Origin of the sequence: Candidatus Nitrosopumilus sediminis (assembly GCF_000299395.1) — an archaeon.
Lineage (GTDB): Archaea > Thermoproteota > Nitrososphaeria > Nitrososphaerales > Nitrosopumilaceae > Nitrosopumilus > Nitrosopumilus sediminis.
In genome coordinates this window covers 699051-725607 of record NC_018656.1, presented here as the reverse complement: position 1 = coordinate 725607, position 26557 = coordinate 699051, and the positions used below count along the sequence as shown (strand labels likewise).

The window sequence follows — 26557 nt, the reverse complement described above, 5'->3', positions numbered from 1 at the left end:
AAATGTCAGCAGTAAAAAACGTAATCAAAGATAACTACAACATGATGCTACTCAAAGACTATCTGAGAGAGGCAATTAAAGATGCAGGTTTCTCACACGCAGAAATTTCAAAAACACCAGTAGGAACTAGAGTTGCATTACATGTAACAAGACCGGGAATTGTAATCGGTAGAAAAGGTTCAGGTATCAGAGCATTAACGGATAAACTTGCATCAGACTTTGGATTAAAGAACCCACAAATTTCAGTAGTTGAAATTGAAAAACCAGAACTTGCACCAAGTGTAATGTGTAATAGAATGGCATCACATCTTGAAAGAGGGACTGCATTTAGAAGAGCAACTATGTGGACTTTGAAACAAATAATGGAAGGGGGTGCAATGGGAGTTCAAATCACAATTTCAGGAAAACTTAGAGGTGACCGTTCAGCATTTGAAAAGCACACTCAGGGAATTTTACCAAGAGCAGGTCATCATGCAGAAATTGTTGTGGATGAAGATATTGCACATGTACAGACAGCAATGGGGTTAATCGGAATTAGAATTAGAATTGCAAGAAAAGAAAGACTCATTCCAGAATTTGAGATGAGAACAGAGAAATCCAGAAAAGAAAGAGAAGCAGCAGCTGGTAAAATAAAAGTTGAAGAAATTGAAGTAGAGGGAGCAAAAATTGAAGTTATAAAAGTAAAAGGTAAAGCGGACAAAGCAAAATCAGAATCTGAAAGAATTGCACTTGAAGCAAAGAAGATGGAGGAACTTGAAACATTAGAAGAAGAGGAGGGTCAAATGAAATGACCAGACTTAGCATGAAGACAATTAAACAATTAAACGAAAAAGACCTCAAGAGTAAAGTTCAAGAAACACGTACTGAACTGGCCAAACTAAGAATTGACGGATCTAAAGGAACGTTGAGAAAAGAGAGCGGTAAACTAAAACCACTACGTCATGATATTGCAAGAATGTTAACAAGATTAAATGAATTGAGGAGAGAGAAATGATTACTGCAGATAACATAGTTTCACATGAATTTATCGGACTACACACCGAAATTATACAGTCAACTAACCCTCAAGTAGTAGGATTAAATGGAAGAATTATCAATGAAACAAAATCAATGTTTTCAATAAACACAGAAAAGGGCGTAAAATCAATAGCAAAATCTACCAACAGTTGGAAATTTTCAATTGGAGGAAAAGAAATTGTTATTGCAGGCTCAAAAATTACAAAAAGACCATTCGATAGAATTGGAGGAAAAGCATGACTCAAAATATAGGATTAAAAGTTAAAGAGCCAACTAGAGAATGTGAAGATAAACATTGTCCATTCCATGGCGGTTTATCAGTAAGAGGAAAACTGTTTGACGGTAAAGTAACCGGAAGCAAGGCAAGACAAACAATCACCTTACAAAAAGATGCCCCCCTTTACTTTAGCAAATTTAAGAGATATGCAAGAGGAACAAGTACAATTCATGCACACGTCCCAAGTTGTATCGATGTTGAAACAGGAGATCACGTTCTAACCGCAGAATGCAGACCAATATCAAAATCTGTTTCATATGTAGTTGTGGAGGTTAAAGCATAATGGCAAAGCAAGCAGGCAAAGGAGTAGAAGAATTTCGACCATATGTAACCAAAGTAATTCCAATTGGAGCAAATATTGTATGTGCAGATAACTCAGGTGCTAAAATTTTAGAAGTAATTAATGTACCAAGACATCACACTAGATCATCAAGACTTGCATCAGCATCAGTTGGTGATTTTTGTAATGTTGTAGTAAAGAAAGGTCCTGCAGAACTTAGAAAACAAGTTTATGGTGCAGTGATCATCAGACAAAAATATGCAGTTCGTAGATTAAACGGTGTAAGAGTTTGTTTTGAAGATAATGCAGCAGTACTCATCACTCCAGAAGGAGAAACGAAAGGAACAGACATCAAAGGACCAGTAGCTGCAGAAGCCTCAGAGAAATGGCCAAGAGTAGCTAACTTGGCATCAATGGTGGTATAAAAAATGAAACCAACTAAAATGCGCAATCAAATGATTTACCAAGCAACATTCCAAACAAAAAATAAACAACTTGGAAGTGCACTCTCTAAAGATCTTCGTAAAAAATATGGAAAAAGAAGTGTCAGAGTGGTCGAAGGTGACAGCGTCACAATTCTGAGAGGCGAATTCAAAGGAGTTGATGGTAAAGTATCAAACGTATCTACAGAAAAAAGCAGTGTTGCAATTGAAGGGGTTAAAAAAGAAAAAACTAAAGGAGATAAATTTGATGTTTACATTCACACATCTAATCTAGTTGTCACTTCACTTAACAGTGAAGATAAATGGAGAATTTCTAAATTAGAAGGAAAGGATCCACGAAAACAACCAAAAACAACTAAAACTGAAACTAAATCAGACCCAGCTAAAGAAGCCCCTAAAGAAACAAAAGTAGCAGATAATGCCAAAAAAGAAGGAGATAAAGAATAATGGTAAGCATATCAGGAAGTAAAAAACTCAAACGTCAAATGGCCCCACAGTTCTGGGGAATCACTAGAAAAGACAAGAGGTTCGTAATTACTGTAAAACCAGGCCCACACAAAAAGAACCATTCAGTTCCAACAGCAGTATTCCTCAGAGACATGCTAAACATTGTCACAAGTTTAAGAGAAGCAAAATCTGCAATTTATTCTGGCAGAGTAAAGATTGACGGAGTTGTAAGAAAATCACTTCATCATGCAATTGGATTAATGGATGTTATAGAACTACAAGATGTTTCAGACATTTATCGTCTAGTTCCAACTGAAGAGAAATTACTAAAACCAATTAAGATTAATGAATCAGAAAAATCGAAAAAACTTGTAAGAGTAACAAGTAAAACAACAATCAGCAAAGGAAGACAACAGATTGGATTCCATGATGGTCGTTCAACGATTTCAGATGCTAAAGTAAATGTAGGTGATAGTTGTCTAATACAAATTCCAGATCAAAAAATTATCGAGATCATCAAACTAGAAACAGGTTGTCAAGGTTTAGTTACACGAGGAAACAACGCAGGACAGATTGGAAAAATTGAAACCATTGAAAAAGGAACTTTCATTCTACCTAAAAGAGTCATCTTATCATTAGGAGATAGAAAAATCGAAATACCTGCAGACATTATTATGCCAATTGGAAAAAAGGAGCCAATAATTCAATTAAAGTGATCATATGTCTCAAGTAACAGAATCCCCAATGAAAAAAATCTCTTTAGAGAAAGTTGTTTTAAACATGGGGTTAGGTAAATCCGGCGACGTCATCAATATCGCACAAAAGGCTTTAGAACAAATATCCGGGAAAAAACCATCTACACGAAATGCTAAAGCAGCATATAGAGACTGGGGAGTTAGAAAAGGAGAACCAATAGGTGTAGCTGTTACAATTAGAGGTGATGACGCAGTAGCATTATTGAAAAGATTGTTAGAAGCTAAAGGAAACACAGTAAACGGAAAATCATTTGATAATTTTGGTAATTTTTCATTTGGAATTAACGAACACATAGACATACCAGATGTAAAATACGATCCTCAAATAGGAATTTTAGGTCTTGGGATTTCAATTACATTGACTAGACCAGGATATGGAATTAGAACTAGAAGTAAACATAAAGCAAGAGTAGGTAAAACTCATGTCATCAAAAGTCAAGAGGCAAAGGATTATCTAACAAAAGAATTTGGAGTGACCGTAACATAATGGCAAAAGATAGATCCTACGAAGCAACTGGTAGAAAAAAACATGACTTTGGCAGAGGTTCAAGATGGTGTAAAAGGTGTGGAGATTATACCGCAGTTATTCAAAAATATGATTTAATGTTATGTAGACGATGCTTCAGAGAAGTCGCAACATCTTTAGGGTTCAGGAAAAATAAGTGAGATACTATGCCAGCAACAAACATCTTAGCAAATCTATTTGTCACACTTTACAACAACGAAGCCAGAAGAAAGTCAGACTGCGTAATTCTTCCAACATCAAAGTTAGGAATTGAAGTTTTGAAAACACTTCAGAAAGATGGCTATATTGGAGAATTTGAGCATATTGACGACAAAAGAGGAGGTAAATTCAAAATTAAATTATTAGCAAAAATTAACAAATGTGGAGCAATATCTCCAAGATTCAAAGTCAAAAACGATGAATACAATAATTGGGAACAACAATATTTGCCTGCATATGACAGAGGAATGCTTCTTGTAACAACAAATCAAGGAGTAATGTCCCATCATGAAGCATCACAAAAAGGAATTGGGGGATTTTTGATAGGATATGTCTACTAAACAAATTGAAGAATTCAAAGATCAGGTAGATATTCCTGAAGGGGTGACTGTCACAGTAAACAAACACATGGTATCCTTTGTTGGACCATTAGGAAAAACGCACAAAAGTTTCAGAAACATTCCAATCAACATAGAAGTAAACGAAGGAAAAGTTTTGCTTACAGCAATCAATCAAAAGAAAAAAGACTATGCAATCTTACATACTGCAAGATCAATTATCAGAAATATCTGTGAAGGTCTAGTTACAGGATATACAATTAAAATGAAAGTTGTGTTTTCTCACTTTCCAATTACTGTAAAAGTTGAAGGGAAGAAAATCTTAATTGAAAATTTCCAAGGAGAACGTGCACCAAGAATTACACATAGTGTAGGAAATACCAAAGTAATTCCTAAAGGGGAAGATGTCATTTTAACTGGAGAAGTCTGGACGGACGTTACACAAACTGCAGCTAACATTGAACTAAAATCTAAAGTGAAGAATAAAGATCATAGAGTTTTCTTAGACGGCATCTATTCATTTGAAAAGAATAAAGGTATAGAAAAATAAAATTCAAATTTAACAAATGACCCTTGATCCTGAATTTTCAAAACAAACTACTGATTTAATCCAACAAACATTAGAATTATACAAATCTGCAGGAGCATCTCCAAGAATAGGTGAAACTTGGGAATGTGGCAACATAGGGGATTTTTTGTGTGGATTTTTTGTTGGAGAAATGGTAGGTTCTGCACTTAGTGCATTTCAAATTGTTCATCAAAGAGAACCAACAGCAGATGAACATCTGGAAATTATAGCATTAGTTGAAAGTCATGCAAAAGAAATCAAAGAGTTTTTTGCAAAATTTAACTGAACATTTTATAATTTTGGTCTTTTTTGCATAGTCGCAAAGATTAAATCACTTTTGCCAAGGTCTTAATTTGTGCCTCCCTAGCTCAGCGTGGTAGAGCAACCGGCTGTTAACCGGTTGGTCACCAGTTCAAGTCTGGTGGGAGGCGCTCTTATTTCTAAACTCGAGTTTTGAAATATTTTTTCATATAGATATAATTTAAACAATAGATAAAAATAATCATATTTCTAAATTCGAATTTAGAAATATTGATCGGTTGTTAGTAATTGGTTTACTCTATTAGACAACATAGATCTAATAGATGATCGCACATTAAGAATAATGCAGGAGGTTTACATTGGTCAGAACTAGAAGGGCCAACAGATACTGTGTTGATTGTGGCGCAAGATTAGTGTATTATCCAAGACTATCAAACCCAAAAGCACCAAATGAACACAGAGTACTAGTCTATGCATGTCCAGATTGTACAGATGACTTTGAAAAACCAAAAATGTTTTCAATCAGACGTAATCAAGTAGAGGATCCCTTAGAGACAGTGGAAATTGAAATTACACAATTACAGAAAAAAGCAATAATTGCAAAATAATGGTATAGAAGATAATGTCATATCCAGAGAAAATAAGAAGCAATGTTTGGTTTTTGTTACCAATTTTTTTCGGAGTAATTGGAGGAATAATTGCTTTCTTTATTTTACGTAAAGATGATCCTCGTAAAGCAAAAAATTGTTTGTATTTGGGAATTGCCTTTATGGTTTTTGGAATTATACTAAATTTGTTCATTGGAGCAGCTATTCCTGATTTAGATTCAGGTTTTAATGTGAACATCTAGTAAAAATTAACTTGTTTTTCATGTAAAGATAATCAATATTTCTAAACTCGAATTTAGAAACATTCTAAATTTAGCATGGGAATCATTCCCATTTAGAATCATATAGAACTAGTTTAGAATATTTTCTATGACTGCATCCAGAATGCGAGATAATGTTGAGAGGTGGGTAATTCACGAGGGACTCTCATTTGAAGAAGTAAAAAATCCTGAAAATAATTTTCAAATTCTTGTAAAACATGCAGGACAGTATGGAATACCAATAGACGTGTTTGAACCAAAAGGCCAACCAGGAATTCTAGTGATAGGGGCCAAAGTTGTAATGAAAAATAACCAAATTGCAAGATATTTAGGATTTAGTCCTGAAGAGAAGGAGAAATTTGAGAAAAAAGTGGCAGACTTTTGCTATTCAATTCAGGCAATTAACAAAATCATCACAGAAGATGGAAAACAGAAAATCGGAGTCTATGTTGTTTTAGACGATAAGGAAAACATCAATCAACAAACAATGCTTGAGGCAATAGATAGCGTATCTGAAAAATACGATAAAACAGCTAGATTTTTGTTAAAAACATTTTAAAAAAATAGACGATTTATCAGTTCTACGCGGCTCTTTTATTATAATTTCATAATTATCTAGTATGAAAGCAACAAAATTTACAACGAAACACACAACAATATGTAAACCAAAAGCAGGTTTCATAGAAAGCCAAATTCTCAGATTCAAGGCTTCAAAGAACAAGGTTTTTGTTTTGACAGTTATTGCTAGTTTGATGGTGTTCGTAAAATGAACGCCTTCAATATACTGTTCAGACATTCGACAAAGAATTTTGAGATCAACGTAAACGTAAAGGTCAGCAAACTGCAGCTTGAAAACACTACAAAATTGGAGGCAATTCAGAATTGAACATCCTCAAAATGATAGACGAAATTCTTGAAACATATGAGAATAAGGAGGCCCAATCAAATGAATAATTTCTTTAAAATGATTGGGCTTGCCTTGGCAGTACACTATATCGTAAAAACAGTCCAAAAAGAATTCAAATAGTAAACAAATGACGATGCCCTAAAATTCTGTATTTTAGGGAACATCCATTTTTCAATCATAAAATATCACAGTATGTCACAGACAAATAGAAAGAAATGAGTCACATCACACTAAAAATAGAGGGTTTTGAGTTAAATTTTTCTTCTAAACCCCCCTTATTTCACATCAAATGTGTGTCCAAATGCACAAGCAATTAGTAAAATCAGGATTTAAGCAAAGTAAAACGTGAAAAATTTAGTTCTGCAAATCAGTGAAACCGCAATAAACGAATCATTTGAATCCACAAACGATGTATTTGATCAGTTCAGATTGTTTACATCTAATTTATTTTCACAGATTTTGGAAGGGATTACCATCATGACACAAAATTTTCTAAAATAATAATTTTACAAAATTAAGCCTAGGCGTTAAACCCCCCCTGAAAATTAGCATGTTTAGGCATAATGTGAAATTTTCAAAAATAGGAGTTTTGATGGGGGGTTGAACACTTGTGCCTGGATACAATATGCAACCCTAATTCTACCAAGCTCTCCCAGCTAGACTAGTATGATCTTTTAGAGTCGTGCGTAAAAGCTAAACCCCTCTAATTTAATGAAAAAATAAAGAAAAAATCGGCTTATTTGCCGTGTTTGTTTACTTTGCCTATTTCTGCTTCAACTAAGTTATCAACAGCAACACAAAGATGAGTTATCAAACCATCTTCATCTGTATTTGGAATAATGTTAAAAGATGCAATTGCAATAGCACTTCCATCAGGATCAACGTTTGATTCATCCATGGTAGTAATGACTCCAATTTTGTCATCTTTTACTTCCAATTCATAGTCACTAGGAGAAACATTGTTTCCAGTACTTACAGTTCCAGAAATATCTACTTCAAATGGAGTACCTTCATCAGCACAAAAAGTACCTTCTTCAGGTGCTTTTAGATCTAAAATGTGTGGATGGAAAGTAGCATCATTATGTTCAGATTCATCTCCTCCAAATAGACGTAGTAAACCTACAGTTGCATCACAGTCATCAGCAGAACCTTGTTCAAAACTATCAGAGGCACATTTGTGAGTTGTAATAGCTAGTACGTTAGAGGCACCAGCTGTCAAAACACCATATCCAAATGCACCTGCAGAACCATCTTGAGGGATTTCTGCACCAGTCTCAATTTCTACTTTAAAGCCATCATCAATTACTTTGACTTCTGCTTTTTCGATATCGAGATGAGTGCTGTCGTCAGCAACAACCGGAGATACCATCATTACTGTAAATAATACAGTAAAAGTAACTCCTAGGAATACTGTTTTATTCATTGATACAAGTCCCAAATATGGGAAATAAAAGAATAACGGAATGTCTAATGAATATATGACACTCATAAGTTGATCTCATTTTACCAAAATACCCCAGGGTTTTTTGGTACAAATTTGTACAAAAAAGAGCAGTTTCAACTATATACCAAAAATAATCCAAGATGAATGATGGGCGGAATTGGTGTTGTGATAGTAATTGGAGCAATTATAGCTTCGATGGGATTTGCAATGATAATGTATACGCAATATACGACAAATTTCATAGAGTCCACAGTTGGAGAAACAGTAACTGTTGGACCAGTAGAATATATGGTAACTTTTGAGGGAACACATGAAGGAAGCAAGCAAGTTACACCTGAAAACACGTTTGTAATGATCGGGATCACTGCAAAAAACATTGGTGATGAAAAAACTCTGTTTTCAGGAGGACAATTATACATTGTTGATGAAAAAGAGCAGAAACACGAAGCAGTTTACGGAGAATTTTCATCCAAAGACCTACTTTTAGAATGGTTAGAACCCGATCAATCAATTGAAAGAACAACACAGTTTGATATTCCATTTGATGAAGAGAAACAATACAAAATAATTATTCGTCCGCAAAAAGATCAATCAACTGTCGATACAGCTTTGATTTGCATTACAAATTGCTGATCGTAATTTTCAAAAAAACAAAAAATGTGTCAAATTTTTCTATATACTGCGTAGTAATGTGTGACTTTTACCATATAACACCGATGATTTTTGCAAACAATCATGGCAGTATCCAAAGCCAAGAGAGCCGAAGCAGCTAAAAAAGCAGCAAGAACTCGAAAGAGAAATGCAGCTAAAGCAGCAGCTGAAGCATTAAAAGCCGCAGCAGCACGTAAGAGAAAGGCAGCAGCAACTCGAAGGAAAAATGCAGCTAAAGCAGCACCTAAGAGAAAAGCAGCTAAAAGAAAAGCCGCTCCAAAACGTAAAACTGCAGCTAAACGAAAAGCAGCTCCAAAGAGAAAGGCAGCAGCAAAACGCAGAGCCGCTCCAAAGAGAAAAACTGCAGCTAAAAAAGCAGCTCCAAAGAGAAAGGCAGCTAAAAGAAAAGCAGCACCTAAGAGAAAGGCTGCTTCTAAACGCAAAGCCGCTCCAAAGAGAAAGGCAGCTAAACGTCGACGTTAAGCTGTCTATGCTATCTTTTTTCTATTTACCATACTGAATGTATTATGTTTCTAAATTCGAGTTTAGAAATATTCTAAATTGCTACTCGTTCATCTTCAATTCAGGCAAGACAAAAACTTTGTTAGGTTTTATTTTTAGAATTACTCTTTTCTCATCATCACATTTGAAAGGATAGTGTTCTCGTCCCATGTATTGCTGTGTAAGTTTGTCTGCATGTTTGTAATCATAATCAGGAATTAACTCTTCTACAACACCACGAATGGTTGTCATGTCAAGTGGATTGTCTTTTGAAACAACAGAAACTGCAACTCGCGAATCACGTAAAACATTTTTGTGTTTTATTCGACCCTCTGCAGTATTGACCAGCACGTATCCATCTTCGTAATTTGCCCAAACAGGGGAAACCTGTGGTGAACCATCTTTCATGACAGTTGCAATAAAGACCAAGTTTTTTTCTGAAAATAATTTGATTACTTTCTCATCCATCTATTTTTCAATAAAGTATACCGTTGATAATAGTTTTGGAAGATTGTTTTCAAAAAGGCATTTTTTCTGCTCTTTTTGGCACAATATTAAAAAAATCACAAATCAAAGTTAGATCGGTTTCTAACAATTAGAGAAGGAATTGATCCCTCTGATCATTTTTTATTTGATTTTTCAAGAACATTGGTAACTGCCCGATTCATAATCTCCATTACCAAATATTGCGAGTATTCTTCTGATTTCTTACCTTTTGATTTGATAGTCTTTGGTGTAAGACCTTTGAGAATTTTCTCAATTTTTTCAGATGTGTTGTTAATGATTTTGGAATATGTGGAATCAAAATCTTCAGGAGTCTGAAAATCTAACAATTTTGTAGATGTACTGTAGAATTTTGTGATGGCTCCACGGGATTCTTCAATTCTAGCAATTTCAATCAATCCAGAGGCTTTTAGAATTTCTAAATGATGACGTACGGTAGTTAGTGCTTTTTTGTATCCGGTCTTTTTCAGAGCAGTAGAAATCTGGTCAGCTGATAATGCCTGATGGTACAAAATTTCCACGATTTTTGCCCGTGCAGGGTCTTCAATTGCACGTGCGTGTTCAGTACTTGTCGTAACAATACGATTAACTTTGATTTGCTTTTCTAGTAGCGTTGACATACAGGATTACCTTTCAATCCGATCTAAAAGATCCTTGTATCATATTTTTTTGTCTAATCGCATCAATTTTTGTTTACTTTAAGAACTGTTGTAGCGGTATCAATATGAGATAACCAGTACAATAAATCTTGTAATATATCCAATATTATTGATAGTGCTACAATAATTATGATATAGATAGAACAATTATTGTAGCGGTTTAAAAAATTTGAAAAAATATCAGAAATATCAGATCCTGGAAACAATGTCGCCAAATCCCCCATCAGAGAGATATTTTGTGAATTGTCAAAAATCAAATTCGAGTTGAATGTTAGCTTCTAGTCAAGAATCAACAAACAATAAGAATTACAGAAGACATCCAGTGATCTTCTCATATGCAATGACATAGCGTTGAGTCATCTTTGAAATAATTGCTTGTGGAATTTCAGGAGGAGTAGGTTCTTCTCCTGCATCACGTTGATCATCGAATTGTTTTTGGTATCCATTTGCAGTCAACCAATCACGCAACAGTTGTTTGTCATATGCCTCTTGTATTTTTCCAACCTCAAAGGAATCTTTGGACCATAAACGATATTCATCAGGTCCAATAGAATCACCTAATATGATTTGATTATCAAGTAAACCAAATTCTAATTTCAAATCAGCTAGAATAAATCCTGCACCGTCTACAATCTGAGCCATCTTTTTGTAAATGTCAATAGATGTTTTCTCCAACCAGTCATATTGTTCTTCAGTAACTAGATTCATCTCCAATGCTTTTGTTTTGTTGATTGGAACATCGTGTTCAGATTTTGTCGTAGGATCAAACAGAGGTTCTGGAAGTTTTGCAGCTAATGTTGTATCAGTTCCTTCAGGTACCTTCACATTACCATCCTTCCACCTGCTAACCAAGCTACCGTAAAAATATCCTCTAACCACACATTCTATTGGAAGCATCTTCATCTTTTTTACAATTATTTCCGTATCAGACTCTCTTCTGATGAAATGATTTGGTACGGATAATTCATTAAACCAAAACTCTGCAAATTTGCATAACACTTCTCCCTTTCTAGGGATACTCTGTTTGAATTTGACATCGTATGCAGACACCCTATCTGAAAATTTGAATAGGATGGTAGATTCATCAACATCGTAAAGATCCTTTACTTTACCACTTGTAAGAAACTTCAAACAATTATGCCTGATTTTGATGGAATTTAACTGCTAGGATGATATACGGATTTGATAAACATGGGTTAAAGAATCAGATTTGAAAATATGAATATGAGTGATTCTCAGATTACACAGGTCATACATTGAAAAATAAATTCAAGGTTACAATTATTATTTTAATCCAAATAGGGATAATAATAGGTAGTTTTTTAACATTAGCAATTTTCGAATCAGAAACAGCGTTACTAGGAAATTCGATCAATATTGCAGGAAAAAATCGACTTTTATCAAGTGAATTTGTAAATGAAATTAAAGATTATACATATTTGAAAAACCCAGAAGCCAACCCTCAAGACAAACTTGCAGCCCTTGAAGAGAATATCCATCTTTTAAAAAACGGAGGAATGTTAAATGAAAACAAAATACCAATGCTTAATCCTGAATTTGAAAAAGAGTGGAATGAAATAGAGGCAAATTTCATTGCGTTGGAAACAGAATATTTAGTTTTCAAAGAGAAAGAAAATTTTAATTTTACATATGAGGAAATGGCAAATGTCGAACAGAATTTTAGTTTGTTTCTCAAGTCTTCAGATCAACTAGTAGAAAAACTTGGAAACCAGGTCAAAAAATTATCAGAGAGATTAATTATTCTTCAATTATTGTTATTAATTTTCAATGTAGCAGTCCATGTCGAACTAATTATTATCGTAACTCATATTTACAAAAATGAATTTGAAAAAAGCAAGAAATTAGAGAAATTAGCAGTCATAGGAGAACTTTCGGCCAGATTGTCTCACGATATGCGCAACCCACTTTCAAATCTAAAGATGTCTCTAGAATTAATTGATGCCAGAATTACAGATGAGTCATCACGAGATAAATTGAAAATCATGAAAAGATCAATAGACAGAATCACTCATCAGATTGAAAATGTGTTAGATTTTGTAAGAACAAAAGAACCAAGCATCTCCACATGGAATCTAAATTCAATCATACAGGAATCAATGAATCAAATCAAGATTCCAAATACAATAAAAATATCGCTACCAGCGGAAAATTTGCTAGTTTGTTGCGATAAAGAACAGATGGAAATTGTATTTCTAAATTTAATAAAAAACTCCATAGAGTCAATTGACGGAGAAGGAACCGTAAAAATAGAATCAAAAGAGACAGCAAAGGAGATAATTATCAAAATTCAAGATTCTGGATCAGGTATACCGGAACAATACATTGATCAAATCTTTGATCCATTAGTCACTTTTAAAAGCAAAGGTACAGGGTTAGGGCTTGCAAGTTGTCAAAACATTGTAAAAAATCATGGAGGTATAATTAGTGTGAAAAATAATCCCACCACATTCACCATAACACTGCCAAAAAAGAGAACATTAAGAAAATAGAGAATAAAACTTAGTGTAACGATATTCAAAAATACCCCTCAATTTAACCAAAATTAAATGAGTAATCTTGATGAATCAATAGGAAAAATGCTTTTGGAACTCCAAAGAGATGATCCGGATACATTCAAGAAACTTATGAAAAAAGCTCAAGAGGAAAATCCAGAACTTTTTGAAGATAGTATTGATGAAGAAAATAAAGAAATTGATGAGTATAATCGTCAAGTAGACAAATATAACAAAAAAGTAGAACAGGATTAGACAATTAGATCATTAACAAAAAATCAGATTAACAATACAAATCATAAAAACAAGTTTTATACAAATAGATTCAAATTCGAATAATCAATTTAGAAATACCTAACATATCATGTTTTAATTAACAAACAAGTATGATCATAATCTATTATGGAACAAATATTTTATTTTATTTTAATACCATTCCAAAAAGCCACCATTCCTTTAATTTTAGAGGCAGCATCATTCGGTTTTGCATAATACCATGCGCAATCTTTGTTTATTTTTCCATTTACATTAACAGAATAGTAATTTGCCATTCCTTTCCAACCACAAAAAGTAGTTAAATCAGTCTTTTTGAAATATTCCTGTTTGATTGAATCAAAAGGAAAATAATGGTTGCCTTCAACCTCTACAGTGTCATTGCTTTCTGCAATTACTACATCATTCCAGATTGCTTTCACAAATATAGAATATTTTGAACTATATTTAATCAAATCTCCAAATAGAGATTCTAGATTTTGGCCTTGACTTGTTCACGTTTTGTAAAGTCAGGTTTTATTCCCAATGAATCATAATTTCCAGAAGAACATGTAAAGCACATGGAATCTTTTGGCATTCCAACTGCGTTTGCCAGATTTTCAGCGTCATTATATCCTAAAAAGTCAACACCAATACTTTGTCTGACCATTTCAGTGATTTGATCAACAGACATATTTTTACCATCAGTATACGTGGCAAGTTCTTCTTGTGAAGGAAAATCAATTCCAGCATAGCAAGGATAATTAATTTGCGGATATGTGATCAACATGCTTATTTTTTTAGCCCCAGCACGACGAAGCGCCTTGATAATGGCCTTAGAACTAGTACCCCTAACTAGACTGTCATCAATCACTACGACGTGTTTATCTTTAATTATTTCAGTAATTGGAATTATCCAACGATTGATTTCAACTCTATCACTTTGATGAGGCTCAATGAAACTTCGCAATGGACCTTTCTTGCTGTATCTGTCTTTTAGTAAACCTTCATCAAAAGACACACCAAGTTCTTGTGCATAACCTAACGCTGCAGGTCTAGCAGAATCAGGTACCGGAATTACTAAATCTGCATCTTTGATTGGAAATTTTTTTGCCATAAATTGCCCAATTCTTTTTCTTGAAAGGTAAATGTTGTGTCCTTCCATGTTACTTGATGGATGAGCAAAGTAAGTGAATTCAAAAGAACAATGCGCACGAGAAGTATCATCTGAAAACATTTCAGTTTCTAATCCACTTTTACTTAGTTTGATTAATTCGCCAGGTATTACGTCTCTTTGAAGAGTTGCACCTACTGCAGTTACAGCAGCTGATTCAGAGGTTACAATGTATGTGTCATCAGATTCTTTGTGTCCCAAAACCATAGGACGAAATCCTTTAGGATCTCTAGCAGCAAATACAGAATTATCATCAGAAATAAAAGTAAAGCAATACGAACCCACCATTTCATTTTTCAAAATGGAAAGGGCTTTTCCCATTTGACCATTTTCAGAAATTAATGATACCAGTCGTTGAGCAGCAACCAAAGTGTCACTTGCATTTTGAGGAGTAAAAGAACACCCCCCTACCAAATTTGATAGTTCTTGAGCATTGGCAATAGTTCCATTGTGTGCAATGCAGAGATCCTTTACTTTCAATGGCTGCGCGTTTTCTAGAGTGCTTGTTCCCATTGTAGAATACCGGACATGGCCAATTACACAAGGAGATGCATACTCTTGGGCAATTTTTTTAAATTCAGATGAAGAGTGTGAAACTAATCCTACTTTTTTAAAAGGAGGCTTGTTTGGAACTGCAAAACCCCAAGCTTCTTGTCCTCTATGTTGCAATGCACGTAAAGCATCAAATACCATTGGGACTACATTTGTCCCAGATAAACTGTAAATTCCAACAACACCGCAATTTTCCTTTACTTTAGGCAACTCTACTTCAGCCCCCATATTTTAGGCAATGTTGAAAAATTAGGAAAAGCGTAAAACTCTACTGAATAATCAAATGATGACTCCATTCCCTGATCCATGATCTAACTTTGAACAATAAAAATGCTCATCACTTTGTGCGATCAGGGTATTTCTTATCAAATGAGAAAAGCGTGGCATTTCGCATCTTTTTTTGATTTCTATACGTAATCAAATGATAACGAATTATGTTTTTGAGTTTCTCCTCAACAGATAATTCTTCGTCAACGCAAACAGATAGAAAGTCAAGATAGTCTTTGTCTAAAATATCAATTTTGATCTCCCTCATTGCAATACTTGAACCCTGATTTCAGAATCATTGGAAATTCGTTTAGCATGAAATATACAAAATCTCATGATCTGTTTACAGTAGGGTTTTGACCTCCCCATCTCAAAGTGATAAAACATTACTTGAGCATAAGCTTCAGTGTTGCATCCTAACATATTGCAAATCATGAGAGTGTATCTAGGTAATTTTGAGCCTAAAAGAGCAGGTTATTATGAAAAATACTAGAAAGTCTTTCCATGAAGAACCAAATCAGGAAGCGAGTGCAACCAAATTTTATGAGTTTTTTCAACATTTAGTTTAACGATATGTTTTGTTTTGTTGTCAAACTGAATATTTTCACCACCAAACTTGCCAATTTCTTGGAAAGATACATTGTTCTTTTTGAGAAGGCTCTGAATTTTTAAAAGATTTTTCTTGTCAAAAGATAACAAATAACGAGAATGACTTTCTGAAAACAAGATTCTATCAACATCAAGTTTATCACCAGGTATTTTATCCAAAGATACAACACAGCCAATTTGGTTTGTCATACACATTTCAGATATGGCAACTGCCAATCCTCCTTTTGAACAATCATGTGCAGATTTTATCAGATTATTTTTAATCAAGTCTAAAACAGATTTCATGTTTTTCTTAGAATCCTCAAAATTAACGACAGGGCATTTTCCTCCCACAAATTTATGAATATACTCAAAGAATTCAGAACCCCCAAGTTCATCTTTAGTATCTCCGATAATGATCAAGCAATCATCTTTAGAAATTTTTTGAGGAACAGATGGTTTTTTATCAATTAATCCAATAACACCAATTACAGGAGTTGGTTTTATTGGGCCTGCAGGAGTCTCATTATACAAACTGACTTTCCCACCAACACAGGGTATTTCAAAAAATTTGGCAAAATCAGTCAAGCCCTTTAAGGATTCTAAAAATGTCCAAAATATCTCAGGATCCTTGGGATTCCCAAATTGAAGATGATCAAGCATTCCAATAGGTTTTGCGCCAGTACAAACAACATTTCGGCATGCCTCCTCAAAGCAGCCAATTGCACCCTCTCGAGGATTGATGTAGCACTGTTTTGGATTGCCATCAATTTTTGCAGAAAGGAATTTTCCATTATCTAGCCTCAAAACAGACGCATCTTTTCCAGGTTTCACAACTGTTCGAATTCCAACCTCATGATCATATTGACCATATACCCAAATCTTGCTTGCGATGTTTGGAGATGCAAGTAACTTCATCAAAATTTTAGAATAATCAGAAATGGGTTTGAATTTTTTTTCAATTTCAATAGTTTTCAGATAAGCAGGTTTCTTTGAAGGCAAATCAAGTAGCGTTGCATTAGCTACAATGTCAGCAGCCAAATTAGCAAATGTTTTTTTTCCTTTTTTGATGTGTACTTGATTATCAGATTTCACCTGACCAATTACAGAGCAGCCAATTCTGAATTTTTCACAAATGGCCTGTAGTTTTTTTAATTTGGTGTTACTAGTTACAATCAACATTCTTTCTTGAGATTCAGACACCATGATTTCGTCTGGACTCATGTCAGATTCACGGGTGTGAACTTTGTCAACATCCATCTCAATTCCAATTTCTAAAGCATCGGCAGTTTCTGAAATAGCACAAGACAAACCCCCGCCTCCAAGATCTTTCATAGCATGAATCAGACCATCATTTCTTGCCTGCAACACTGCTTCGATAATTAATTTCTCAATGAAAGGATCAGGAATTTGTACTGCAGATCGGTCTTCGGATTCTAATGAATCTGAAGCAAATTGTGAGCCACCAATACCATCTCTACCAGTGGAACCACCCATCAATACAACCAAGTCACCCTTCCTAGCATGGTTTTTTATCAAATGTTCTTTTTTGCCAAATCCCAATGCTGCAACATCTACTAGAGCATAGTTTTCATAGCATTCATCAAATTCAACTTCTCCACCAATGGTAGGGATACCAAGACAGTTTCCATAGTCTGCAATTCCAGTAACAGCATTTTTGAATAGCCATCTAGCTTGCAAATCTTTTTCAATATTTCCAAATCTCAATCCATCAAAAATCGCAATGGGTCTAGTTCCTGCAGATAAAATATCGCGGATAACTCCGCCGACACCGGTTGCAGCACCACCATAGGGCTCTACAGCGGATGGATGATTGTGACTTTCAATGTGTGCAGTGACAACATATCCATCACCAACATCTAAAACACCAGAATCATACCCCTTCTCATTAATAACAAGAGGGCCTGTCATAGGTAACATTTTGAGATGTTTTTTAGAAGATTTGTAAGAACAGTGCTCAGACCATTCAGCAGCAACAATTTGTAATTCCGTAGATGTGGGTTCTCTTCCGATTTTTGATTTTAACTCAGAAAGTTCTTGTGACTCCAAACTCATTTACTAACACCCATTTTTGTCATCAGAGACTTGAAAATCAGAGAAGATGGTTTGTTGTCAATTGGATTTATTTCTGATTCTACAGCTCTTTCTGGATGAGGCATCATTCCAACAACATTTCCATCTTCATTACATACACCAGCAATTCTGTTTGATGAACCGTTTACAACTTCACTGTATCTAAAAACAATTTGATTGTTTTTCTTTATCTTTTTCATGGTGTCATCATCAACATAATATCTTCCCTCACCGTTTGCAATAGGGATTGGGATTTTTTCATGTAGTTTGAATTGATTTGTAAATGGAGTTTTGTTGTTTTCCACAATCAAGTTTGTCCATTCACACATAAAATTAAGAGATTCATTTTTGAGCAAAACTCCTGGAAGTAATCCTGATTCTACAAGAATTTGAAACCCATTACATACGCCTAAAATAGGAATGCCTTTTTCTGCAATTTTTTTGATATCTTTGATAATTGGACTATGGGCTGCAATTACACCTGCTCTGAGCCTATCACCGTATGAAAAACCCCCAGGAAGAATTACAGCATCAATGTTTTTTGGAAGACCTTTTTCATGCCAATAGTATTGCGCGTCAAAATGAAATACATCAGTAAGCACATGAAACATATCCCGATCACAGTTACTACCAGGAAAAACTACAACTCCTACTTTCACAATGGATTTAGTATTCAGAGATACAAATACTATATGATTAATTGGCGATGTAGACGATCAGGGAGATACATCATAGAAATTAATTATAACAGGAAATTATTCAGATTTGCCTAATTTTCAAAAACATCAATGGTAACTTTGCTTACCATTGGATTGTATATTCTCAAATCATCGCATATCTCTTTAACTTTTGATTGTGCAGATTTTTTGTCTTTTTCTTTGATGGTAAATTTTAACATTTTTGCAGTTTTGATTTTTGAAACTGTTTTGTGAGTACCTTTGAGAACCAAATCATTTAGAATTGTATCCCCTTCAGGATCACTAATGCCAGGCTTATTTTCAATTGTTACATGAACGCTAAAAATTGCCATTATCAAATTAAAAAATAGATTTGAGGTTAATCTATCTTCCGAATAATATTGTATTTTTATAGTTATTTTCAGATATAGACTAGGTTTCCGGAACTGAGGACTCGTGTTGTTAAGATATCATCAGCCCAGTTCTGGCAACTAGAATCTAAACTCTGGATTTTACATTTGTGACATTCTAGACTGAGTACACGGTAAATTCAGAAATGTATGTTATGGAAATTTTCCTTCATCGATTAATTCTTTGTACATTGTAGATTCAATACGATTTTGGACTTTGCCACATTTACTACACATACCTGTTTCATTAGGATCTTCTTTCATTTTCTTTTCACATTCTACGCATTTGTTAATACCTCTTTTGAATCCCATATCAGAATTTTTCTGATCAGGATAATAACTATATCTGAATCTTGAGATGTTTTAGAAATTAAGATGAATGTGGAGATTTTTTAAATTGCATCTAATTAGAAATAGCAATAAAACTTGAACAAGTTTTATTTTAAGATCAAACTTTGAATTTTTTTAATCCTTCATTTACAACTTCATTTAGGACATGTGAAAAGCTTACCGACTTGGAAGACGATCTAATCATCTTTGCTTGAATATTTCTGAGTTTTTCAGCATTTCCATAGTCCAATACAACAGTGATTCTAATTCCCACATGCCAAATACCAATATTTACTATAAAAGATGATAGTATTTTCCAGTCATATAGAGATGGAATTTATATCAGAATAATTCTCAATATTTCATAATGGCAAAAGGCAGAATGAGATACTGGAAGATCACCTCAGATGAACTAGGAGGGTATGCGTATGATGAAAAGAACTTGCTAAATTGGGAAATCAAATGCGTAAGAGAACCAGAAGACGAAGCTCATTTTATCGGTGTTTTCATGTATAGAAATGGAACAGCCTATGACTATGAATCAGTTAAAGGAATTTGTTACTTTCACAACAACATAGATAGAAAGGAATTACCAGAAATTACAAAATTTTTGCAAGAAAAATTTGGGGGCAAAGAGATGGAGAAAGGGGAAAGAGTGTTCCTAAAAGATTCAAAAGAAATCTACTCACCAAAAGATATTTCAGATCTAGCAAAAGAGATGGAGTCCAAATTCAACACCAAAGCTATCATATCATTAGAATTTGGAGGGATTACTGCAGATGAACTCAAAGAGGCAGGACTGCCTGAAGCAAAATTATTACCAATCCCCACATAATTGATATAGTTTAGAATCAAAGATATCCAGATGTCCGAATTGGAAGGGATTAATCAGCATCTTGAAGAATTAAGAAAACGATTAGTGAGAATTGTTCTGGTCATTGCAGGGATTTCAGCATTTCTTCTAATGTTTCATGCAGAACCATTTCAGATAAACCAATTCACTTTGTATTATCCAACACCAGAGCCTCTTCACAATATGGCGGCTCAAATTACAAACCACATGAGAATTAATTTAGTTCCAGAAGGAGTACAGCTGATTCAAACTGCACCAGGACAAGCATTCTTTGCGCAAATGTATGTGGCAGCACTCATTGGAATTGTAGTAGGAATGCCAGTTATCATAAAAGAATTAGTGGGATTCATCAAGCCAGCATTAAAAGAAAATGAAATTAATGTTAGTAGAAACATATCCTTGCCAGCATTAGGATTATTTGTAGCAGGCTGTGTGTTTTCTTACAATTTTGTCATCCCATACATGTTAGAGTTTTTGTATAGATATGGGGAAGGTGCAGGATTAGTAACTTTCCTAAACGTTATGGAGTTTGTGACATTTGTATTACAGTTTTTGTTGGCATTTGGTTTTTCATTTCAGCTTCCTCTTGTAATGTATGCCATAGCAGCATCAGGAATGGTAGATGCAGATTTTTGGAGAAAAAATATCAGATATGCAATAGTAATCATAGTGATCTTTGGGGCAATAATTACTCCAGATGGAACAGGAGTAACTATGATGTTTGTTGCAGGACCAATGATTGCATTGTATGCCGCAGGCATGGTATTGATTGAGCGTAAAGAAAGAAAAAAGTTGAACACTTAAATCTGAAATCAGAGAATATGGTATAACATGTTAGGAAGTACAGAAATCATCGTTTTGGTAGTTGTTATCGGCGTATTGATTTTTGGTGCAAAAAAGATTCCAGAACTTGCAAAAACTTTTGGTAAGGCCAAAGGTGAATTTGAAAAAGGAAAAATTGAAGCAGACAAAGAGCTTAAAGAGTTCAAAGAAGAAAAATCAAAATCAGACTAGTTTTCAGCAATTTTTACAAAATTATCTAAAATGTTACTGTAATCTTCTTTAAAATCACGTCTTCCAAAAATATTAGATATCATTAATTTGCCTCTAAATTTTAAATCAACGTCAACTAAGACCTTGGTACCTTTTTCAAGTTCAATGAATTCCTGTTTGATATGACTGCCCTTCACATCACCGCCGATTACAAATACATCATGCAAAATAGGTTCATCAATAACATGCTTTGCCATAATGAGCAATTCAATATTGCCAAGAATTAGATGTTCTTCAACTACGGATACATTACCGCGAATAGAGCGAACTCTAACAGAAGGAAAATGTTGAGGGACTAACTTTTGATAATGTTCATAGTTTGAGAAAATCTGAAAAACTGTATCTCTATTTGCGTTAACAATTTTTTCTAAAGAAAATTTTGGCAATAGCAGTTTAAAGAGTACCCCATCGAGGGTATAAATTGTGCTCTATGTCAAACTGGTCTAAACATTTTCCAACACCATGATTTACAATATCATCAATAGATTTTGGATTAGTATAAAATTCTGTTACAGGAGGTAAAATAACAATCCCAAGTCTAGATAATTTTAGCATATTCTCCAAATGAATTGCAGATAGCGGAGTCTCTCTAACCATTAAAATCAATTTTCGAGATTCCTTTATTGTAACACCAGCTGCTCTTGCCACAAGTGTATCGTCATAGCCATTTGCAATGGCAGCTAATGTTTTCATACTACAAGGAGCAACAATCATACCATCAATTCTATGAGTTCCACTAGAAACACTTGATGCCATGTTTTTCTCATCAGAGATATTTGTTGCAAGGGATTTTACATATTCAGGAGTATGGTCGGTTTCCATTGAAATACATTTTTCACCCCATTCAGAAAGAATCAAGTGTGTTTCAATGTTTAATTTTTTTAGAGTTTCAAGCATTCGGATTCCATAAATTACTCCAGTACTTCCAGTGATTCCGATTACTAGCTTCATAATACAACCTTAGAATCCAGAGTATTTTATGTATTAGATAGAATGGACATATTGGCACTATGGGTTTTGAGATTCATTGTTTTTGAGATCTACAATTTCTTGTTGAGTCTTTCTCCGTTTTAACCACAGAGAAATACCACCAGCTGCCATTGCAGTAAGTAGAATAATTCCAGCCATTTGCAGTTCAAAAGAATACAGCATGATAAGATATGAGACTTCGATTGAGAAAAGGTTATTGATTCATGCCGATCTGAATAATCAAAAATTAGCTATATTAGATCCCATTATCTAGGCATAATGTGATTAAAAGTTCTGAAATCAAAAAAATTGTTAATGACTACATAGATGTCAAGATCGGAGTTCTTGGTAGTCACTCAGCATTAGAAATAATGGATGGGGCAAAAGATGAAGATTTTCAGACTAGGGTTTTTTGTCAAAAAGGACGTGAAGGACCATACAAAAGATTCGGAAGAATAGCAGATGAAATCACAGTATTAGATAAATTCAAAGACATGGCATCATCGAAATATCAAAAAGAATTAAGAGATTCAAACACAATCATAGTTCCGCATAGATCACTTACAGTCTATCTGGGATACAAAACAATTGAAAACTCATTCAAAGTGCCAATTTTTGGAAACAGGAAACTGTTTCAAGCAGAAGAAAGAACAGCAAAAAAAGGACAATACTACCTATTGGAAAAAGCCAGAATAAAATATCCAAAATTATTCAAAGATCCTAAACGAATCAATAAACCATGTATTGTTAAAGTTCAAGAAAAAAAGAGACCATTAGAAAGAGCATTCTTCACTGTTTCATCTTACAAAGATTATATCAAAAAATCAGAAACAAAAATTAAGCAAGGAGTTATTGCAAGAAAAGATCTTCAAAATGCAAGTATTGAAGAGTTGGCGATAGGGACATATATGAATTTTAATTTCTTCCATACTCCAATTTCAGACCAAGTAGATTTTATTGGAATTGAGCGAAGGTTACAAACCAACATTCATGATTACAATGCCCTCCCAGCAAAAGAACAGTTGGAGATGGATATTGATTTACAAAACATCGAAGTAGGACATACTCCTGCAAGCATCAGAGAATCATTGCTTGAAAAGGTGCTTAAAATGGGTGACAAATTTGTAGCTGCAGTAAAGAAAGAATACACCCCAGGAATCATTGGCCCATTTTCATTGCAAAGTGTAATAACAAAAGATTTGGAACTTGTTGTGTATGATGTATCGTTAAGAGTACCAGGAAATCCTATTGTTGCAACAACTAGTCCTTATACAAAATATCAGTATGGACAAACGTTTGGGGTAGGTAGAAGAATTGCAATGGAAATAAAACGTGCTCAAGAAGAAGGGCGTTTAGATGAAATTGTGACATAGTAATTTAAGAATCTAAAACAATAACATCATTTTTTAATCGAGATGAAGAATTATTCAAGAAAATGTAAAGGCGCATACCCCTAACTGCAGAACTTTGAGAGATTCCCTCTCGTGGTCAAACGTCTAAACATTTGATTGCCTTTTTTGTTCTGCGGGGCAGCGCAATCTAATCGCCAGATTTTACAACTAACGACATCACTATGTATAAGACAAATAACTATTTAAAATTTAATATGAGTAATTTCAAGATTTTTAACATAATATTATAAAATTCATATCAATGTGTTTAATCAAGCTATTAAAGATACATGAAATTACCACAGGGAGAAAAACTATTCTGGATTAAATATAGAAATCATGAAATTGCAACATGGCAAGGAGAATAACAATCATGGTCGATGATGAGTTAGATAAGAGAATCAGAGCATATCAGGCAAAAGTCATGAAAAAAGAGAATTCGTCACATAGTTATTCACGGGCAATTAATGACTTGCTTAAAAAAGCAATTTGACAAGTCCAAAAATATATTTTCAAGAAAAACTACAAAATAATGTTAATTGGTTAGATTGGGAATATGCTGAATACCATTCGTTCTAATTTTGAATGATTAAAACGGTTTGACATTCAAAATGGATTGCTGACACCAATTAACAATACAACTCATTAGTAACCTCTGAAAATTGTACATGATGGGCAAAACAATCTTCATCAAAGAGATAATCACAATATTGAAAGAACCAAGAATCTGCCCAACATGTCAAAAAGAAGACAGATTGGAAAAAGATGTTATCAGAGAAGAAAGATCAAATGGAAAAACAATCCTATGTTCAAGATGCGAGGCATTAATTGTAATTACAAATTATAATCTCAAACAAGTGGATTTGTCATCAACTAGAGATGATACAATTATGTTAAAAGAACCACATTTAATCAGGAAAGTAGCATACTAACTTTCAGGCTTTCCAAGTAATTCTTTAATGACATATGTTCTGACATTTGCAAATTCCCATTCACGCAAATTTGCATTTCGGCATTCTTCCTTTATTATAAGACCAGCTAATCCATGACTCCAAATGTGACGCTTGGTATCATAGACTTCGATTACTTTTCCATGTTTGGTAATTTTGATTGCACCATGACATCTCTTAATTATTTGCAACGCAATTTGTTGATACACTTTTTCAAAATTAACCATATTGTAATGAAAACGAATCATTTCAAAAAGGTTCTGATTTTTATTAATTGGATAATAATATACCATAGAAATCACAATGAAAAATGCTGATGATTAACCAACAAACTAAGCTATAACTGATACATGATGAGTTTGCCGAATTATGAAGCACATTTTAAGATCAAGTTTGCCGTTCAATTACATTAACAGTCATCGACAAAGGGGGAGATAAAGCTGATGGATGATCAATACTTTCCCAAACATATACCTGAATATGATATGTCCCAGATTCTGTAGGAATCCACGATTGTGCAGGAGAAAAAGATTGCCTAGGAGACAGAGAGCCAGTCAGCCAAGAAAGAGAGACGACCACATCTTCATCAGTTTTTACTTGAGTGATATATGCAAAATTTTGTTGTGTGTCTTGATTGTTTGATATGTCGGCCATGATCATGATTTGCTCATCAACAAAATGTATTTTATCCTCAGAAGAGGTCTGAGCAGTTATAGGATCTGCAAAAGCAGTGCCAACCCCAATGAACAATACAAGTATTGACAAAATCAAGATTTTCATAACCAGTATTAGTAAGATGTGTATTTAATCTATTTAATGACAGAACTTCCTGAAAACTTTCCAGAATTTTCCATCATGTACAAAACACTATCAAATCAAATCAAAAGGCTGGAGAAATCCAAAGAGAAGGTACAGGGAGATGAAAGGGAAAAAATTGAATTGAAGATTAAAAATTATCAGTTAGAGATAACAAAAATTAAGAATATGTTTCCAGATAATTTTTTTGAAGATTTGAATTAATTATTCATGTGTATGCTCATGGCCACAATCACATGAGTGGTCATCACCTTTTTGAGACATTAATTTTTGTACCATCTCATCACGAATTTTTAGTAAATCTCCAACTTGGTGTTTTAATGACATAGAATCCCAATTAGTCTGATGTAGCTCACGGACAACATCAATAATTTCAAGATCTACATTCAGTAGATTATCCATTAGTTGTTCTTGTTCATTCATGACTACTCATTAATGCACTAGAAGAAAAACCATTCGAAAAAATATCAATTCTAAGACTATTCTGCCTCTACACTTTCTTTTAGGAGATTTTTCCTTACAAGAATTGGAATATTGTAAAATGCGCCTAATGCCATTGCGTCAGAGGCACGATAATTTCTCAATACAAGGTCTTTCTTTCCTGTAAAGTAAAGATTTGCACGCAATACATCCCCACTTTCATAGATTTTTACTTTGACTAGAACCAATTCATTTTGTTCACAAATCTCCTCAATCATTTTGTAAATTGATGGGGCCGCTTCTCCGTGTGTTTCGCCAAAACTTGAGATGTGTTTTGCTACTTCTCCTGAAAAAGCCCTCATATGGAATTCCTTTCCCTCATCAGATTTTAGAACAACCATGCCTTCTACAGCGTAAGGGTCAACAAACCCAACATAATCAATTTTTACAGAATCGTAATCAGGATCTTGTTCTTGATCAATTTGCATCGTATTACGCATAAACTTATGTTTCAGTGCTTATAAAGATAGCAAAAATACGAGATCAAAGCAACAATAAAAAATGGTGAATTATTTTTAAACGATCAAAATTTATGCGCAACCCC

General features: G+C 34.1%; 45 protein-coding genes and 1 tRNA gene. 27 read left to right on the top strand and 19 right to left on the bottom strand.

Translation table 11 applies throughout. The annotated features are described in order from the left end of the window. The first annotated feature begins 2 nt into the window (after positions 1 to 2). The 16 genes from NSED_RS04520 (at position 3) to NSED_RS04445 (ending at position 6537) form a co-directional block, all read left to right on the top strand. Positions 3 to 791, top strand: a complete 789-nt coding sequence (locus NSED_RS04520) for a 30S ribosomal protein S3 (protein ID WP_014965069.1) — start codon at positions 3 to 5, stop codon at positions 789 to 791. Next, entirely contained in the window at positions 788 to 994 is a 207-nt protein-coding gene (gene rpmC, locus NSED_RS04515) for a 50S ribosomal protein L29 (protein ID WP_014965068.1), read from the top strand. The genes NSED_RS04520 and rpmC overlap by 4 nt, the downstream gene beginning before the upstream one ends. Beyond that, positions 991 to 1257: a ribonuclease P protein component 1 gene (locus NSED_RS04510; RefSeq protein WP_014965067.1), complete on the top strand. Its 267-nt coding sequence runs from the start codon at positions 991 to 993 to the stop codon at positions 1255 to 1257. The genes rpmC and NSED_RS04510 overlap by 4 nt, the downstream gene beginning before the upstream one ends. Next, positions 1254 to 1577 (top strand): 30S ribosomal protein S17, encoded by a 324-nt coding sequence (locus NSED_RS04505; RefSeq protein WP_014965066.1) that lies wholly within the window; start codon positions 1254 to 1256, stop codon positions 1575 to 1577. Before NSED_RS04510 ends, NSED_RS04505 begins: the two co-directional genes overlap by 4 nt. Beyond that, positions 1577 to 1999 carry a 50S ribosomal protein L14 gene (locus NSED_RS04500; RefSeq protein WP_014965065.1) on the top strand — a complete coding sequence of 141 codons (423 nt, stop codon included), beginning with the start codon at positions 1577 to 1579 and terminating at the stop codon, positions 1997 to 1999. Before NSED_RS04505 ends, NSED_RS04500 begins: the two co-directional genes overlap by 1 nt. Positions 2000 to 2002: 3 nt before the next feature. Next, positions 2003 to 2464 (top strand): 50S ribosomal protein L24, encoded by a 462-nt coding sequence (gene rplX, locus NSED_RS04495; RefSeq protein WP_014965064.1) that lies wholly within the window; start codon positions 2003 to 2005, stop codon positions 2462 to 2464. Then, complete coding sequence (locus tag NSED_RS04490) at positions 2464 to 3180, top strand: 30S ribosomal protein S4e (protein WP_014965063.1); 717 nt, start codon at positions 2464 to 2466, stop codon at positions 3178 to 3180. Before rplX ends, NSED_RS04490 begins: the two co-directional genes overlap by 1 nt. A 4-nt stretch (positions 3181 to 3184) precedes the next feature. Beyond that, a complete protein-coding gene (locus tag NSED_RS04485) occupies positions 3185 to 3706 on the top strand; it encodes a 50S ribosomal protein L5 (RefSeq protein WP_014965062.1) in 522 nt (173 codons plus the stop codon). Continuing rightward, positions 3706 to 3885 (top strand): 30S ribosomal protein S14, encoded by a 180-nt coding sequence (locus NSED_RS04480; RefSeq protein WP_008300270.1) that lies wholly within the window; start codon positions 3706 to 3708, stop codon positions 3883 to 3885. Before NSED_RS04485 ends, NSED_RS04480 begins: the two co-directional genes overlap by 1 nt. A 6-nt stretch (positions 3886 to 3891) precedes the next feature. Continuing rightward, positions 3892 to 4284: a 30S ribosomal protein S8 gene (locus tag NSED_RS04475; protein ID WP_014965061.1), complete on the top strand. Its 393-nt coding sequence runs from the start codon at positions 3892 to 3894 to the stop codon at positions 4282 to 4284. After that, the gene (locus NSED_RS04470) at positions 4274 to 4831 is read left to right on the top strand and encodes a 50S ribosomal protein L6 (protein ID WP_014965060.1); all 558 of its coding nucleotides are present in this window, start codon (positions 4274 to 4276) and stop codon (positions 4829 to 4831) included. Before NSED_RS04475 ends, NSED_RS04470 begins: the two co-directional genes overlap by 11 nt. 16 nt (positions 4832 to 4847) lie before the next feature. Beyond that, entirely contained in the window at positions 4848 to 5135 is a 288-nt protein-coding gene (locus NSED_RS04465) for a hypothetical protein (protein WP_014965059.1), read from the top strand. A gap of 71 nt (positions 5136 to 5206) precedes the next feature. After that, positions 5207 to 5280, top strand: a tRNA-Asn gene (locus NSED_RS04460). Between the two features lie 189 nt (positions 5281 to 5469). After that, a complete protein-coding gene (locus tag NSED_RS04455; RefSeq protein WP_014965058.1) occupies positions 5470 to 5718 on the top strand; it encodes a hypothetical protein in 249 nt (82 codons plus the stop codon). Positions 5719 to 5732: 14 nt separating this feature from the next. Next, entirely contained in the window at positions 5733 to 5960 is a 228-nt protein-coding gene (locus NSED_RS04450; RefSeq protein WP_014965057.1) for a hypothetical protein, read from the top strand. Between the two features lie 127 nt (positions 5961 to 6087). After that, complete coding sequence (locus NSED_RS04445) at positions 6088 to 6537, top strand: DUF2299 family protein (protein ID WP_014965056.1); 450 nt, start codon at positions 6088 to 6090, stop codon at positions 6535 to 6537. A gap of 1084 nt (positions 6538 to 7621) precedes the next feature. Here NSED_RS04445 and NSED_RS04435 read toward each other — a convergent pair. After that, a complete protein-coding gene (locus NSED_RS04435) occupies positions 7622 to 8374 on the bottom strand; it encodes a hypothetical protein (RefSeq protein WP_014965054.1) in 753 nt (250 codons plus the stop codon). Positions 8375 to 8476: 102 nt separating this feature from the next. Here NSED_RS04435 and NSED_RS04430 point away from each other — a divergent pair, with 102 nt between their 5' ends. After that, a complete protein-coding gene (locus NSED_RS04430; RefSeq protein WP_014965053.1) occupies positions 8477 to 8962 on the top strand; it encodes a DUF4352 domain-containing protein in 486 nt (161 codons plus the stop codon). 102 nt (positions 8963 to 9064) lie between these two features. Beyond that, a complete protein-coding gene (locus tag NSED_RS04425; RefSeq protein WP_014965052.1) occupies positions 9065 to 9463 on the top strand; it encodes a hypothetical protein in 399 nt (132 codons plus the stop codon). A gap of 81 nt (positions 9464 to 9544) precedes the next feature. Here the strand turns inward: NSED_RS04425 and NSED_RS04420 are convergent, their stop codons facing one another. The 3 genes from NSED_RS04420 to purC form a co-directional block, all read right to left on the bottom strand. After that, positions 9545 to 9949 carry a PPOX class F420-dependent oxidoreductase gene (locus NSED_RS04420; RefSeq protein WP_014965051.1) on the bottom strand — a complete coding sequence of 135 codons (405 nt, stop codon included), beginning with the start codon at positions 9947 to 9949 and terminating at the stop codon, positions 9545 to 9547. Positions 9950 to 10101: 152 nt separating this feature from the next. Further along, the gene (locus NSED_RS04415; RefSeq protein ID WP_014965050.1) at positions 10102 to 10605 is read right to left on the bottom strand and encodes a helix-turn-helix domain-containing protein; all 504 of its coding nucleotides are present in this window, start codon (positions 10603 to 10605) and stop codon (positions 10102 to 10104) included. Positions 10606 to 10950: 345 nt separating this feature from the next. After that, entirely contained in the window at positions 10951 to 11775 is an 825-nt protein-coding gene (gene purC / locus NSED_RS04410; RefSeq protein ID WP_014965049.1) for a phosphoribosylaminoimidazolesuccinocarboxamide synthase, read from the bottom strand. A 125-nt stretch (positions 11776 to 11900) separates the two neighbouring features. Between purC and NSED_RS04405 the strand changes: the two genes are divergently transcribed. Then, positions 11901 to 13154, top strand: a complete 1254-nt coding sequence (locus NSED_RS04405) for a two-component system sensor histidine kinase NtrB (protein WP_014965048.1) — start codon at positions 11901 to 11903, stop codon at positions 13152 to 13154. Between the two features lie 57 nt (positions 13155 to 13211). Continuing rightward, complete coding sequence (locus tag NSED_RS04400; protein ID WP_014965047.1) at positions 13212 to 13412, top strand: hypothetical protein; 201 nt, start codon at positions 13212 to 13214, stop codon at positions 13410 to 13412. Positions 13413 to 13573: 161 nt separating this feature from the next. On the opposite strand, the gene NSED_RS04395 is transcribed toward NSED_RS04400, so the two are convergent. The 8 genes from NSED_RS04395 to NSED_RS10470 all read right to left on the bottom strand — a co-directional run bounded on the left by NSED_RS04395 (position 13574) and on the right by NSED_RS10470 (position 19775). Beyond that, positions 13574 to 13852 carry a DUF427 domain-containing protein gene (locus NSED_RS04395; RefSeq protein ID WP_014965046.1) on the bottom strand — a complete coding sequence of 93 codons (279 nt, stop codon included), beginning with the start codon at positions 13850 to 13852 and terminating at the stop codon, positions 13574 to 13576. 50 nt (positions 13853 to 13902) lie between these two features. Further along, positions 13903 to 15363: an amidophosphoribosyltransferase gene (locus NSED_RS04390; protein WP_014965045.1), complete on the bottom strand. Its 1461-nt coding sequence runs from the start codon at positions 15361 to 15363 to the stop codon at positions 13903 to 13905. Between the two features lie 109 nt (positions 15364 to 15472). Then, entirely contained in the window at positions 15473 to 15670 is a 198-nt protein-coding gene (locus NSED_RS04385) for a hypothetical protein (RefSeq protein ID WP_014965044.1), read from the bottom strand. A 221-nt stretch (positions 15671 to 15891) separates the two neighbouring features. Next, positions 15892 to 18066 (bottom strand): phosphoribosylformylglycinamidine synthase subunit PurL, encoded by a 2175-nt coding sequence (gene purL, locus NSED_RS04380; protein WP_014965043.1) that lies wholly within the window; start codon positions 18064 to 18066, stop codon positions 15892 to 15894. Beyond that, entirely contained in the window at positions 18063 to 18743 is a 681-nt protein-coding gene (purQ, locus tag NSED_RS04375) for a phosphoribosylformylglycinamidine synthase subunit PurQ (RefSeq protein ID WP_014965042.1), read from the bottom strand. Before purQ ends, purL begins: the two co-directional genes overlap by 4 nt. Positions 18744 to 18853: 110 nt before the next feature. Continuing rightward, positions 18854 to 19114: a phosphoribosylformylglycinamidine synthase subunit PurS gene (gene purS / locus NSED_RS04370; RefSeq protein ID WP_014965041.1), complete on the bottom strand. Its 261-nt coding sequence runs from the start codon at positions 19112 to 19114 to the stop codon at positions 18854 to 18856. A 210-nt stretch (positions 19115 to 19324) separates the two neighbouring features. Further along, positions 19325 to 19483, bottom strand: a complete 159-nt coding sequence (locus tag NSED_RS10265) for a hypothetical protein (protein WP_016940366.1) — start codon at positions 19481 to 19483, stop codon at positions 19325 to 19327. Positions 19484 to 19619: 136 nt separating this feature from the next. Then, positions 19620 to 19775: a hypothetical protein gene (locus tag NSED_RS10470; RefSeq protein ID WP_016940367.1), complete on the bottom strand. Its 156-nt coding sequence runs from the start codon at positions 19773 to 19775 to the stop codon at positions 19620 to 19622. A 93-nt stretch (positions 19776 to 19868) separates the two neighbouring features. Between NSED_RS10470 and NSED_RS04365 the strand changes: the two genes are divergently transcribed. Genes NSED_RS04365 through NSED_RS04355 form a run of 3 tightly spaced genes read left to right on the top strand, consistent with a single transcriptional unit; the run spans position 19869 to position 21368 of the window. Further along, positions 19869 to 20336, top strand: a complete 468-nt coding sequence (locus NSED_RS04365; protein ID WP_014965040.1) for a hypothetical protein — start codon at positions 19869 to 19871, stop codon at positions 20334 to 20336. A 30-nt stretch (positions 20337 to 20366) separates the two neighbouring features. Next, positions 20367 to 21158, top strand: coding sequence for a twin-arginine translocase subunit TatC (tatC, locus tag NSED_RS04360; protein ID WP_014965039.1), 792 nt, complete (start codon positions 20367 to 20369; stop codon positions 21156 to 21158). A 27-nt stretch (positions 21159 to 21185) separates the two neighbouring features. After that, positions 21186 to 21368, top strand: coding sequence for a twin-arginine translocase TatA/TatE family subunit (locus NSED_RS04355; RefSeq protein WP_014965038.1), 183 nt, complete (start codon positions 21186 to 21188; stop codon positions 21366 to 21368). Here the strand turns inward: NSED_RS04355 and NSED_RS04350 are convergent. The 3 genes from NSED_RS04350 to NSED_RS10465 are packed head-to-tail and all read right to left on the bottom strand — an operon-like array spanning position 21365 to position 22559. Then, on the bottom strand, positions 21365 to 21793 hold the full coding sequence (locus NSED_RS04350) for an SRPBCC family protein (RefSeq protein WP_014965037.1): 429 nt from the start codon (positions 21791 to 21793) through the stop codon (positions 21365 to 21367). The genes NSED_RS04355 and NSED_RS04350 overlap by 4 nt on opposite strands. 7 nt (positions 21794 to 21800) lie before the next feature. Then, a complete protein-coding gene (locus NSED_RS04345) occupies positions 21801 to 22358 on the bottom strand; it encodes a UbiX family flavin prenyltransferase (RefSeq protein ID WP_014965036.1) in 558 nt (185 codons plus the stop codon). Positions 22359 to 22415: 57 nt separating this feature from the next. After that, the gene (locus NSED_RS10465; protein ID WP_016940368.1) at positions 22416 to 22559 is read right to left on the bottom strand and encodes a hypothetical protein; all 144 of its coding nucleotides are present in this window, start codon (positions 22557 to 22559) and stop codon (positions 22416 to 22418) included. Positions 22560 to 22657: 98 nt separating this feature from the next. Between NSED_RS10465 and NSED_RS04340 the strand changes: the two genes are divergently transcribed. The 3 genes from NSED_RS04340 (at position 22658) to NSED_RS04335 (ending at position 24699) form a co-directional block, all read left to right on the top strand. After that, positions 22658 to 23749 carry a formate--phosphoribosylaminoimidazolecarboxamide ligase family protein gene (locus NSED_RS04340; protein ID WP_014965035.1) on the top strand — a complete coding sequence of 364 codons (1092 nt, stop codon included), beginning with the start codon at positions 22658 to 22660 and terminating at the stop codon, positions 23747 to 23749. A 370-nt stretch (positions 23750 to 24119) separates the two neighbouring features. Then, the gene (locus tag NSED_RS10460; RefSeq protein WP_016940369.1) at positions 24120 to 24260 is read left to right on the top strand and encodes a hypothetical protein; all 141 of its coding nucleotides are present in this window, start codon (positions 24120 to 24122) and stop codon (positions 24258 to 24260) included. Between the two features lie 178 nt (positions 24261 to 24438). Continuing rightward, entirely contained in the window at positions 24439 to 24699 is a 261-nt protein-coding gene (locus tag NSED_RS04335) for a hypothetical protein (protein ID WP_014965034.1), read from the top strand. Here NSED_RS04335 and NSED_RS04330 read toward each other — a convergent pair. Next, positions 24696 to 24944, bottom strand: coding sequence for a hypothetical protein (locus tag NSED_RS04330; protein ID WP_014965033.1), 249 nt, complete (start codon positions 24942 to 24944; stop codon positions 24696 to 24698). The genes NSED_RS04335 and NSED_RS04330 overlap by 4 nt on opposite strands. A gap of 160 nt (positions 24945 to 25104) precedes the next feature. Then, positions 25105 to 25497 carry a hypothetical protein gene (locus tag NSED_RS04325; protein WP_026090132.1) on the bottom strand — a complete coding sequence of 131 codons (393 nt, stop codon included), beginning with the start codon at positions 25495 to 25497 and terminating at the stop codon, positions 25105 to 25107. Between the two features lie 36 nt (positions 25498 to 25533). Between NSED_RS04325 and NSED_RS04320 the strand changes: the two genes are divergently transcribed. Further along, positions 25534 to 25737, top strand: a complete 204-nt coding sequence (locus NSED_RS04320) for a hypothetical protein (RefSeq protein ID WP_014965031.1) — start codon at positions 25534 to 25536, stop codon at positions 25735 to 25737. Here the strand turns inward: NSED_RS04320 and NSED_RS04315 are convergent, their stop codons facing one another. Both NSED_RS04315 and NSED_RS04310 read right to left on the bottom strand, forming a co-directional pair. Next, entirely contained in the window at positions 25738 to 25956 is a 219-nt protein-coding gene (locus NSED_RS04315) for a hypothetical protein (RefSeq protein ID WP_014965030.1), read from the bottom strand. It lies immediately after the preceding gene. Between the two features lie 56 nt (positions 25957 to 26012). Further along, positions 26013 to 26441, bottom strand: coding sequence for a bifunctional nuclease family protein (locus tag NSED_RS04310; RefSeq protein WP_014965029.1), 429 nt, complete (start codon positions 26439 to 26441; stop codon positions 26013 to 26015). Positions 26442 to 26557 lie beyond the last annotated feature (116 nt).